Below are 10,169 nucleotides of genomic sequence, written 5' to 3' on the forward strand. Positions count from 1 at the left end.
CGTCCCGGTGCCGCCGCCCGGATTGCCGCCGCCGCCCGTGCCACCGGTATCGGTGAAGGCGACGGTCTCGCCGCGATTCCACCTCAGCTCGGTGTCGGCACCAGCAAGGGAGAGGGCGGTGCCGTTGTAGGTCGCCCCGTCGATATAGAGGTTGCGGTCGGTGCCGGCGGTGCCGCCATAGTCGTCATTGAGGAAGGTGACGGTGAAGTTGTGCGCCCCCGTCGCCCAGTTGCCGAGCACCGTGATGGTATCGCTGGCGCCGCTGCCATGCAGTGCAGTGGCGGTGAGGATGCCGCCGATCTGCACGCCATCCACGCTGATCCTGTATTGCGCGCTGCCGTTCCAGGCATCCTGACTGATCTTCAGTACCAGCGAGTCGGTGCCGCTGCCGATGGTGGTGGTACCCCCGGTGCCGCCGCCCGGATTGCCGCCGCCGCCCGTGCCGCCGGTATCGGTGAAGCCGATCGTCTCCGTGCGGTACCACATCAGGTCAGGATCCGCGCCGGCGAGGGAGACGGCCGCGCCGTTGTAGGGCGCCCCGTCGATATAGAGGTTGCGGTCGGTGCCGGCCACGCCGCCATAGTCGTCGTTGAGGAAGGTGATCGAGACGTTATGCGCGCCGGCCGCCCAGTTGCCCAGGACGGTGACGGTGTCGCTGGCGCCGCTGCCATGCAGTGCAGTGGCGGTGAGGATGCCGCCGATCTGCACGCCATCCACGCTGATCGTGTACTGCGCGTTGCCGCTCCAGGCATCCTGGCTGATCTTCAGCACCAGCGAGTCGGTGCCGCTGCCGATGGTGGTGGTACCCCCGGTGCCGCCGCCCGGATTGCCGCCGCCAGTGCCGCCGGTATCCGTGAAGGCGACGGTCTCGCCGCGGTTCCACTTCAGCTCAGTATCCGCGCCGGCGAGGGAGACGGCCGCGCCGTTGTAGGTCGCCCCGTCGATATAGAGGTTGCGGTCGGTGCCGGCGGTGCCGCCATAATCGTCATTGAGGAAGGTGACGGTGAAGTTGTGCGCCCCCGTCGCCCAGTTGCCGAGCACCGTGATGGTATCGCTGGCGCCGCTGCCATGCAGTGCAGTGGCGGTGAGGATGCCGCCGATCTGCACGCCATCCACGCTGATCCTGTATTGCGCGCTGCCGTTCCAGGCATCCTGACTGATCTTCAGTACCAGCGAGTCGGTGCCGCTGCCGATGGTGGTGGTGCCCCCGGTGCCGCCGCCCGGATTGCCGCCGCCGCCCGTGCCGCCGGTATCGGTGAAGCCGATCGTCTCCGTGCGGTTCCACATCAGGTCAGGATCCGCGCCGGCGAGGGAGACGGCCGCGCCGTTGTAGGTCGCCCCGTCGATATAGAGGTTGCGGTCGGTGCCGGCCACGCCGCCATAGTCGTCGTTGAGGAAGGTGATCGAGACGTTATGCGCGCCGGCCGCCCAGTTGCCCAGGACGGTGACGGTGTCGCTGGCGCCGCTGCCATGCAGTGCAGTGGCGGTGAGGATGCCGCCGATCTGCACGCCATCCACGCTGATCGTGTACTGCGCGTTGCCGCTCCAGGCATCCTGGCTGATCTTCAGCACCAGCGAGTCGGTGCCGCTGCCGATGGTGGTGGTACCCCCGGTGCCGCCGCCCGGATTGCCGCCGCCAGTGCCGCCGGTATCCGTGAAGGCGACGGTCTCGCCGCGGTTCCACTTCAGCTCAGTATCCGCGCCGGCGAGGGAGACGGCCGCGCCGTTGTAGGTCGCCCCGTCGATATAGAGGTTGCGGTCGGTGCCGGCGGTGCCGCCATAATCGTCATTGAGGAAGGTGACGGTGAAGTTGTGCGCCCCCGTCGCCCAGTTGCCGAGCACCGTGATGGTATCGCTGGCGCCGCTGCCATGCAGTGCAGTGGCGGTGAGGATGCCGCCGATCTGCACGCCATCCACGCTGATCCTGTATTGCGCGCTGCCGTTCCAGGCATCCTGACTGATCTTCAGTACCAGCGAGTCGGTGCCGCTGCCGATGGTGGTGGTACCCCCGGTGCCGCCGCCCGGATTGCCGCCGCCAGTGCCGCCGGTATCCGTGAAGGCGACGGTCTCGCCGCGGTTCCACTTCAGCTCAGTATCCGCGCCGGCGAGGGAGACGGCCGCGCCGTTGTAGGTCGCCCCGTCGATATAGAGGTTGCGGTCGGTGCCGGCGGTGCCGCCATAACCGTCATTGAGGAAGGTGACGGTGAAATTGTGCGGCCCGGTCGCCCAATTGCCCAGGACGGTGATGGTGTCGCTGGCGCCGCTGCCATGCAGGGCCGCGGCGGTGAGGATGCCGCCGATCTGCACGCCATCCACCTTGATGGTGTACTGCGCATTGCCGCTCCAGGCATCCTGGCTGATCTTCAGCACCAGCGAGGCGGTGCCGCTGCCGATGGTGGTGGTACCCCCGGTGCCGCCGCCCGGATTGCCGCCACCGCCGGCCGGGCCGATCAGCAGCCGCCCAATCTGGCCATAGGCGATATCGGCGTAATAAACGTAGCCATCCGGCATCTGGACGTAGTTGATCGGCACCCATTCGCCGTTGGTCAGCGCCAGCAACCCCACCTTGGTGCGGTCATTGGTGTCGAGGGTGTAGACCTCGCCGCCGGCGAAATCGAAGAAGAAGTAGTCGTTCTGCAGCTCCGCCGGATATTTGTCGCCGGTGTAGATGACCTGGCCACCGGTGATGGCCTGGACCTGGAAGCCGGGATCGCTGCTGTCGTGGGAGAAGGCGCGGAAGGCCGGCGTCACCAGAATGCTGCCGTTTTCCACGCCGGCATAGAATTGGGCGGCGCCAGGGAAATTCTGGTAGTCGGGCGCGCGGTCCAGCGTGCCGCCATCCCCGCCCTCGTAATAGGGCCAGCCGAAATTGGCGCCGGGGCCGCCCATATAGACCATCTCATAGCTGTTCCAGCCGGTATTGGTCATGAACAGCCGGCCTTCGCCATCGAAGCTGATGGAGAAGGGATTGCGCAGGCCGAGCTGGTAGACCTTGGCCGCATTGCTGTCGAGCGACATGCCGTCGCTGACGAAGGGGTTGTCCGGCAGCCCGTCGCCGGTCATCGGGTCAACGCGGAGGATCTTGCCGGCGAGGCTGTCGATCGACTGCACGTCCGGCGTGCGCGGGTCGGCATAGTCGAAGGAGGTGCCGTCACCGGTCGAGATGTAGAGGGCGCCGTCCGGGCCGAAGGCGAGACTGCCTCCGGCATGGGAGGCGCTGTCCACCTTGATGTAGTCCTGCTTGAGCCCGTTGATGACCCAGTCGTCATTGCCGGCCGGCAGGTAGCGCTCGGAGGAGACGCGGCCGGAGAAGGCGGGGTTGGTGTAGTCGTCCCTGCCCTGGCCGGAGATGTCGTTCAGCGAGGTGCCGGCGCCGCCCACCAGCACGGTGCCGCTGCCCGGCACCACGCTGGAATAGCCGGTGCTGGCATCGAGCGTGAAACGCACCACCTGGCTGTAGCGGTTGCCGCCGCCATCCGGTGCCGCGCCGCCGGTCTTGCCCGCGGTATCCGGCGGATCCACCACGTAGAAGGCATAGAGATAGGGGTTGTTCGCCAGGTCCGGATGCAGGGCGATGTCGAGCAGCCCGCGATCCTGGTAGGAGTTCACCTGGGCGCTGAGGTCGAGCACCGTGCTGCTCGCGCCGGTGTCGAAATCGACCAGCTTGATGACCCCGCCCTTCTCCGCGACATAGGCCTTGGTCGAGTCGAAGGGGGCCGGCTCGATGTTGATCGGCTGGTCGAGGCCGTTGACGACGATCTGCCGCTCCACCGTGTAGTTGGAAACGAGCGGCGGCTCCTGCGCCGGCGGCGGCGCCGGGTTCTCGTCATCGAGGATCGAGATGCGGGCGGTGCGCGGCGCCCAGATCGTCCCGCCCTCGACATCGACGATGGAGACGACGAAGGTCTCGGTCGCCTCGGCGAGGTTGTCGTTGAGGATCGGCACATTCACCGTCACCTCGGCGACGCCGGAGGGCATGGTGATGGTGCCGAAGCCGCCGGTGAAGTCCTGCCCGGCCGTCGCCGTATCCCCGCTGACGCCGTAGGTGATCTTCACCTCATTCTCCAGCGAGCCGGTCCGGACAATCCGGATGCTTGCCGTGCCGCTGGCTTCGTCCACCCTGAGTTCAGTATCCCCCAGGAAAACATTACCGTTCTGTGCCACTGACCGCCCCCACCAACTCGAGAGTTAATGCAATGGCGGCAAGCCGTTATTGCCACCGTCACGGACGGGGATTGTTTCCGTCGTACGCCATGCAACAACCCAACTTTTGTTTATTATACAAACGTTCTATTTACTAAAATGCGAGGAAATCAACTTGTAAAGGAACAATATTCAGCAATATCTACCGTCAAGATCGGCAGCTTGGTCGCAAGCGGGCCCTCGGATCCGGCGGCGCAGCTGTGCCGGGAACACGCTCCCCGTCGCGGAGGCGGGGCGCGCCATCAAGATCGGCCCTCTACGGGCCTTTCCCGGGCCGACGGCAGCGCTGCCTGGCTTGGGCTCGCGGAAGCGGGAGGGGCGGCGGATCACGCTGGCGGCATCGCTGGCCTGTGCGCCAGGTCACGAAAGATCGCCACGACCTGTGCCTGCACGGCCACAGCCCGGTGGCGAGGCCGCGGCGCTGCCGGCCGCGAAGGGCGGCGGCGCCGCGGCATTGGCGCGCCCGGCAGGACTTGAACCTGCGGCCCCACGCTTAGAAGGCGCGTGCTCTATCCAGCTGAGCTACGGGCGCGTCGCGTGCAGGCGCCGGGGCGGTGCGCCCGCGGCGCCGATCCCTGCCATCCCCTGGCAGGGGCAGCATCAATGGGTCCAGTTCTCGGCCCGGCCGAAGCGGAAATTATCGGCATAGACCTTGGCCTTGATGCGGACGGGCTTGGGCTCCTCCACCTCATAGGTCAGGCCCTTCGACTCGGCATAGGCCACCGCCTCCTCCCGCGTCGGGAAATGCAGCCGCACCTGGCCGAGCGTGTCGCCGGAGCCGGACCAGCCCATCAGCGGGTCCAGACGCTGCTTCTCCCCGGGGGCGAACTCCAGCACCCAGCCATGGGTGCGTCCCTTGCCCGACTGCATCGCCGAGCGCGGCGGCACATAGATGCGGGCTTTCTGCGACGGACCAGCCATGCGGACTCCCAAAACGATCTCGGGGCGGCGGGATTCGAACCCACGGCCTCCTGTACCCAAAACAGGCGCGCTACCAGGCTGCGCCACACCCCGTCGCGGCGAAACTAGCCTGCAAGGGCCGCCGGTGGAACCACCCGGCGGGCCGAATCCTTGGCCAGGGGGGGCCGCGGCCGCCGGCTACCGCGCCGGGGCGAAGATCCGCTGCTCCACCCTGTCGCCCACCCGCAGCCCCAGCCGCTCCGCCGTACCCGCCGCCAGTTCCAGCGTCGCCCGCACCGGGCCGCGGCTGTCGATCGGCGCCAGGGAATAGGGCACGGTCCGCTCCGCGATGCGGCGGATCGTGCCATCGGCATTGATGAACAGCATGTCCAGCGAGGTGATGGTGTTGCGCATCCACATGCTGCTCTCGCGCGGCGTACCCCAGTCGAACAGCATGCCCTCATCCGGTGCGACGCTCGGGCGGAACATCAGCCCCACCATCTGCTGGTCCGGCGTCAGCGCCATCTCCACCCGGAATTCGTGCCGCGTGCCGTCGCGGGTGACGATCGCCAGGGGCTCCTGCGGCAGCTTGGCCTGCGGCCCGGTCTGGGCCAGGGCAGGGCGGACCAGGGCGTGGCGGGCCAGCGGCAGGGCCGCGAGGCCCGCGAGGAAGCTTCGGCGCATGGCCGCACCATGCCACCCCTGGCAGCGCCTTCCAACCGCCGCCATGATCGGACCATGATCAGGACGATTCCGACCCCGACGCTCGAGATCGCCTATGAGGAGACCGGCCCCGCCGAGGGGCCGCCGGTCGTCCTGCTGCACGGCTTCCCCTACGCGCCGCGCGGCTATGACGCCGTGGTGGCGCGGCTGGCGGCAGCGGGGCGGCGTTGCCTGGTGCCCTATCTCCGCGGCTACGGGCCGACGCGCTTCCTCTCCCCGGCCACCCCGCGTTCCGGCCAGCAGGCGGCGCTGGGGCAGGATCTGCTGGACTTCCTGGATGCGCTGAGGATCGAACGCGCCGTGCTCGGCGGCTATGATTGGGGCGGGCGGGCCGCCTGCATCGTCGCGGCGCTGCATCCGGCGCGCGCCGCCGCGCTGGTCACCTGCACGGGCTACAACATCCAGGACATCGCCGGCGCCGCCCGCCCGGCGCCGGCGGAGGCGGAGCACCGCCTCTGGTACCAATACTATTTCCACACCCCGCGCGGCGAAGCCGGGCTGGCGGCGGACCGGCGCGGCATCGCTCGGCTGCTCTGGCGCCTGTGGTCGCCGACTTGGTCATTCGACGACGCCACCTTCGCGGCCAGCGCCAGCGCCTTCGACACCCCGGATTTCGTGCCCGTGGTCATCCAGTCCTACCGCCACCGCTACGGCTATGCGCCGGGCGACCCGGCGCTGGCGGCGATGGAGGCGGCGCTCGCCCGGCGGCCCCCTATCGCGGTGCCCAGCATCAACCTGCATGGCGAGGATGATGGCGTCGGCCCGCCGGAGAACTCCGCCGGGCACCACCGCTTCTTCACCGGCCCCTATGAGCGCCGTCTGGTGCCGCGCACCGGCCACAATGTCCCGCAGGAGGCGCCGGATGCCTTCGCCCGCGCCGTGCTGGACCTGCCGGCCGGATGATGCGGCCGCTGACCCAGCTGATCTTCGTCTCCCGCCCCCTCGGCTTCGAGGCGGCGACGCTGCGGGCAATTCTCGACGCCGCCCATCGCCGCAACCGGGCGGCGGGGCTGACCGGGGCGCTGGTCTGCCGCGCCGACATCTACCTGCAGATGCTGGAGGGCAGCCGCGCCACGGTCACCGCCTGCTTCGGCCGCATCCTGGCGGATCGCCGCCACAGCGATGTGGAGCTGGTCTGGGTGGGGGATGCGCTCCGCCGGCTCTTCCCGCAGAGCAGCCTGCGGGACGACCCGCCGCATGCGTGGATGTGGGGGCCGGCCGAAATACGGCAGGGCGCGGCGCGCCAGGCCGGCGCCGCCGCCTATCGCCAGCTCTTCGACCGCCTGGCCGAATCGCCGCGGCTGCGCCAGCCCTGGGAGGGCTGAACCCCCTCCCCTGCCCGCCGCCGCCTTTCATGCCGGCCGCGCGAAAGGCCGACCGATATCGGTCCGCGGGCGCGCGGCCGGTACGTCCTTCGGTCCGGCACGCCGCCGCCACGCCACCTTGCGCGCGATACCCGGCTCGGAACGTCAGGACGTCCCGAACCGGGGATCAGCCGGCCCGCAGCCCGGCGCAGAGGAAGGGCACGATCTCCGCCACTGCCCGGCGGAAATCGCCGCTGTCGCAGGCGCCGCCGGACATCATCTCCAGCCGGCCGGTGCGCAGCAGGGTGTAGCGATAGGCACCCATCATGAAGTACAGCCGCCAGCACAGCGTCTCATGCGGCACATGCGGCAGCACCCGCTGGAACTCCGCCAGATAGGCCAGCGTGGTCTCGTCATAGACGGTGCTCAGCAGCTCCTTGCCGATATCTTCCGGCTCGGTGTGCAGCCGGGCATGCATGCGCATGGTGGCGCGGCCTTCCGGCGTCTCGCCATTCAGCATGAAGGGGGTGACGAAGCTCTCCACCAGCTCCTCGAGCGGAATGGGCCCCGCGCCATGCCGGGCCTTCAGCGCCGCCAGCGTCCGGGTCCGGGCCTCCGTCACTTGGCTGGCGCCGCGCAGATAGGCGGCGTGGAACAGCTCCCGCTTCGCGCCGTAATGGTAATGGAGCTGCGCCAGGTTCACCCCGGCCGCCTGGGCGATGGCTCGGGTGGAGGTGGCGGCATAGCCCTGTTCGGCGAACAGCGCCTGGGCGACGTCCAGGATCCGCTCCCGCACGCTGGGGGAAGGGGCCGCCTCCGGCGGCGTTTCGGTTACGGTCATGGTGTCGGGTTCGGCCTCCTGCGGCGGCATATAGCTCCCGGGCCGAGGTTTGGCACGGTCGCGCTTGACATCGGCCGGGCCGGAGCGGAGGATTTGGTCAATCGACCAATCTCCAACCGATCCGTCCTGGGAGGCCCCGACGCCCATGAGCGCCGCTCTCGACCTCGCCGAGTTTCCCCAGCGCCGGACCGACCCGGTGGCCCGCGCCCGCGCCATCGCCCCGACCATCGAAGCCGCCGGCCAGCGGATCGAACAGACCAAGAGCCTGACGCCGGAGGTGCTGGACGCGCTGCACGGCGCTGCCCTGTTCCGCACCCTCCTGCCCCGCGCCTATAACGGCGAGCAGGTGAAGCCCGCCACCTTCTTCCGCATGGAGGAGGCGATCGCCGCCGCGGACGGCTCCACTGGCTGGTGCCTCTGCCAAGCCTCCGGCTGCTCCTTCGCCGCCGCCTACATGGCGCCGGAGGCGGCGCGGGCGATCTGGGGCGACCCGCGTGCCGTCGTCTCCTGGGGCTATGGCCAGGGCGTGGCCAAGGTGGTGCCCGGCGGCTACCGGGTGACGGGCACCTGGCGCTTCGCCAGCGGCAACCGCCATTCCACCTGGGTCGGCGGCCATTGCCGGATCGAGGAGCCGGACGGCTCCACCCGGCTCGACGCCGAGGGCAAGGTCTTCGAGCGCACCATGATGGTGCCGCGCGACGTGCCGCGCTGGCACGATGAGTGGAACGTCGTCGGCCTCTGCGGCACCAACAGCGACACCTACACCATCGAGGACGTCTTCGTGCCGGAGGAGTTCAGCGTCACCCGGGACATCGATGCCGAGCGCCGGGTGGATGCGCCGCTGTACAAATTCACCACCACCAACCTCTACGCCTCCGGCTTCGCCGGCGTCTCCATGGGCATCGCCCGCGGCATGCTGGATGCCTTCACCGCCATGGCGAAGGGCAAGACCCCGGCCTCCATGTCCCGCCCGCTGCGGGACAGCGAGGTGATCCAGAACGGCATCGCGCAATGCGAGGCGAAGCTGCGCAGCGCCGGCGCCTGGCTGGTGGAGGTGCTGGAGGAGGCGCATGCCGTGGCCGAGGCGCGCGGCCACATCACCTTGCAGGAGCGCGCCCTGGTGCGGCTGGCCACCACCTCTGCCATCCACCGCGCCAAGGAGGTGGCGGAGTGGTGCTACCACGAGGCCGGCGCCACCGCGATCTTCGACAACAGCCCCTTCGAGCGCCGGATGCGCGACATCCACGCCTCCGGGCAGCAGGTGCAGGGGCGCACGGCGCATCTCGAGATGTGCGGCCAGTTCTTCCTCGGGATGAGCCCCTCCGGCCGCTTCTTCTGACCTCCACGGAGCACCGACCATGCCCCTCGAAGGCCTGAACCACTACACCATCCGCCCGGCCGATCTGGAGCGGACCAAGGAGTTCTACGTTGATGTGCTGGGGCTGCAGGTGGGCTACCGCCCGCCCCTCGGCTTCCCTGGCTACTGGCTTTATGTCGGGGACAACCCGACCGTCCACCTGATCGGCCCGCGGGAGCGCGACGCGCATTTGTCGCGGGAGGCGGGGCCGACCGGGTTGCTGGACCACATCGCCTTCACCTGCACCGGCCTTGCCGAGATGAAGGCGCGGCTGAAGGCGCGCGGCATCCAGCATGAGGAGCGGGTCATCCCGCGCGACCGGCAGACCCAGCTCTTCATCTACGACCCGGATGGCGTCGCGGTGGAGCTGAACTATCCGCCGAGCGAGACCCCCGCCGAGGCCTGAGGCGTCGCCCGGACCGCCCGCGCGGAGGCGGTCCGGCGTTTCTTTACGCCTGCCCGAGCATACTGGACGCGGCCGCCGCCCGGCTGCCGAACGCTCTGCCCCCTGACGATGCCGCCCGGCCCGGGAAGACCGGGCGGCCTGGAGGACAAATTGCATAACCTAAGCCTTCCGCGGCGTGGCCTGCTCGCCGCTGCCGCCACCAGCCTTGCCGCCCCTGCCCTGCACGCCCAGGGCGATCCGGCTGCCACCTATCCGGACCGGCCCATCACCATCGTGGTCTGCTTCCCGCCGGGCGGCTCCACCGGTCTCTCCGCCCGGATCGTTGGGCCCGGGCTGCGCGAAATTCTCGGCAAGCCGGTGGTCATCGAGACCCGTCCCGGCGCCGGCGGCAATATCGGCATCGGCTACGTCGCGCGCGCCGCGGCGGATGGCTAC

Annotated in this window: 9 protein-coding genes and 2 tRNA genes; 5 read left to right on the forward strand and 6 right to left on the reverse strand. The window is 69.3% G+C overall.

What is annotated here, in order from left to right; genetic code table 11:
• From NJ376_RS04615 to NJ376_RS04635, 5 genes are all read right to left on the reverse strand, one after another.
• On the reverse strand, window positions 1–4,164 hold a 4,164-nt coding region (locus NJ376_RS04615), incomplete at its 3' end, for a carbohydrate-binding domain-containing protein (RefSeq protein ID WP_370287889.1).
• Window positions 4,165–4,658: 494 nt separating this feature from the next.
• Window positions 4,659–4,735: transfer RNA gene (locus NJ376_RS04620), tRNA-Arg, on the reverse strand.
• 68 nt (window positions 4,736–4,803) lie between these two features.
• Window positions 4,804–5,124: an ETC complex I subunit gene (locus tag NJ376_RS04625; protein ID WP_252952059.1), complete on the reverse strand. Its 321-nt coding sequence runs from the start codon at window positions 5,122–5,124 to the stop codon at window positions 4,804–4,806.
• 19 nt (window positions 5,125–5,143) lie between these two features.
• Window positions 5,144–5,217, reverse strand: a tRNA-Pro gene (locus tag NJ376_RS04630).
• Between the two features lie 84 nt (window positions 5,218–5,301).
• Window positions 5,302–5,787 carry a DUF192 domain-containing protein gene (locus NJ376_RS04635; RefSeq protein WP_252952060.1) on the reverse strand — a complete coding sequence of 162 codons (486 nt, stop codon included), beginning with the start codon at window positions 5,785–5,787 and terminating at the stop codon, window positions 5,302–5,304.
• Window positions 5,788–5,841: 54 nt separating this feature from the next.
• On the opposite strand from NJ376_RS04635, the gene NJ376_RS04640 reads away from it, so the two are divergent.
• Together NJ376_RS04640 and NJ376_RS04645 are read left to right on the forward strand one after the other, a co-directional pair.
• Complete coding sequence (locus NJ376_RS04640; RefSeq protein WP_252952061.1) at window positions 5,842–6,729, forward strand: alpha/beta fold hydrolase; 888 nt, start codon at window positions 5,842–5,844, stop codon at window positions 6,727–6,729.
• Window positions 6,726–7,151, forward strand: a complete 426-nt coding sequence (locus NJ376_RS04645) for a BLUF domain-containing protein (RefSeq protein ID WP_252952062.1) — start codon at window positions 6,726–6,728, stop codon at window positions 7,149–7,151. Before NJ376_RS04640 ends, NJ376_RS04645 begins: the two co-directional genes overlap by 4 nt.
• A 166-nt stretch (window positions 7,152–7,317) precedes the next feature.
• Here NJ376_RS04645 and NJ376_RS04650 read toward each other — a convergent pair whose 3' ends face one another.
• Complete coding sequence (locus tag NJ376_RS04650; protein ID WP_252952063.1) at window positions 7,318–7,971, reverse strand: TetR/AcrR family transcriptional regulator; 654 nt, start codon at window positions 7,969–7,971, stop codon at window positions 7,318–7,320.
• A gap of 145 nt (window positions 7,972–8,116) precedes the next feature.
• Here NJ376_RS04650 and NJ376_RS04655 point away from each other — a divergent pair, with 145 nt between their 5' ends.
• From NJ376_RS04655 to NJ376_RS04665, 3 genes are all read left to right on the forward strand, one after another.
• Window positions 8,117–9,310: an acyl-CoA dehydrogenase family protein gene (locus NJ376_RS04655; RefSeq protein WP_252952064.1), complete on the forward strand. Its 1,194-nt coding sequence runs from the start codon at window positions 8,117–8,119 to the stop codon at window positions 9,308–9,310.
• A gap of 19 nt (window positions 9,311–9,329) precedes the next feature.
• Window positions 9,330–9,734: a VOC family protein gene (locus NJ376_RS04660; protein ID WP_252952065.1), complete on the forward strand. Its 405-nt coding sequence runs from the start codon at window positions 9,330–9,332 to the stop codon at window positions 9,732–9,734.
• Window positions 9,735–9,884: 150 nt separating this feature from the next.
• The coding region (locus NJ376_RS04665; protein WP_252952066.1) for a Bug family tripartite tricarboxylate transporter substrate binding protein at window positions 9,885–10,169 on the forward strand (285 nt) is incomplete at its 3' end.

It is taken from the genome of Siccirubricoccus soli, assembly GCF_024178315.1.
In the GTDB taxonomy this organism is placed as follows: Bacteria; Pseudomonadota; Alphaproteobacteria; order Acetobacterales; family Acetobacteraceae; genus Siccirubricoccus; species Siccirubricoccus soli.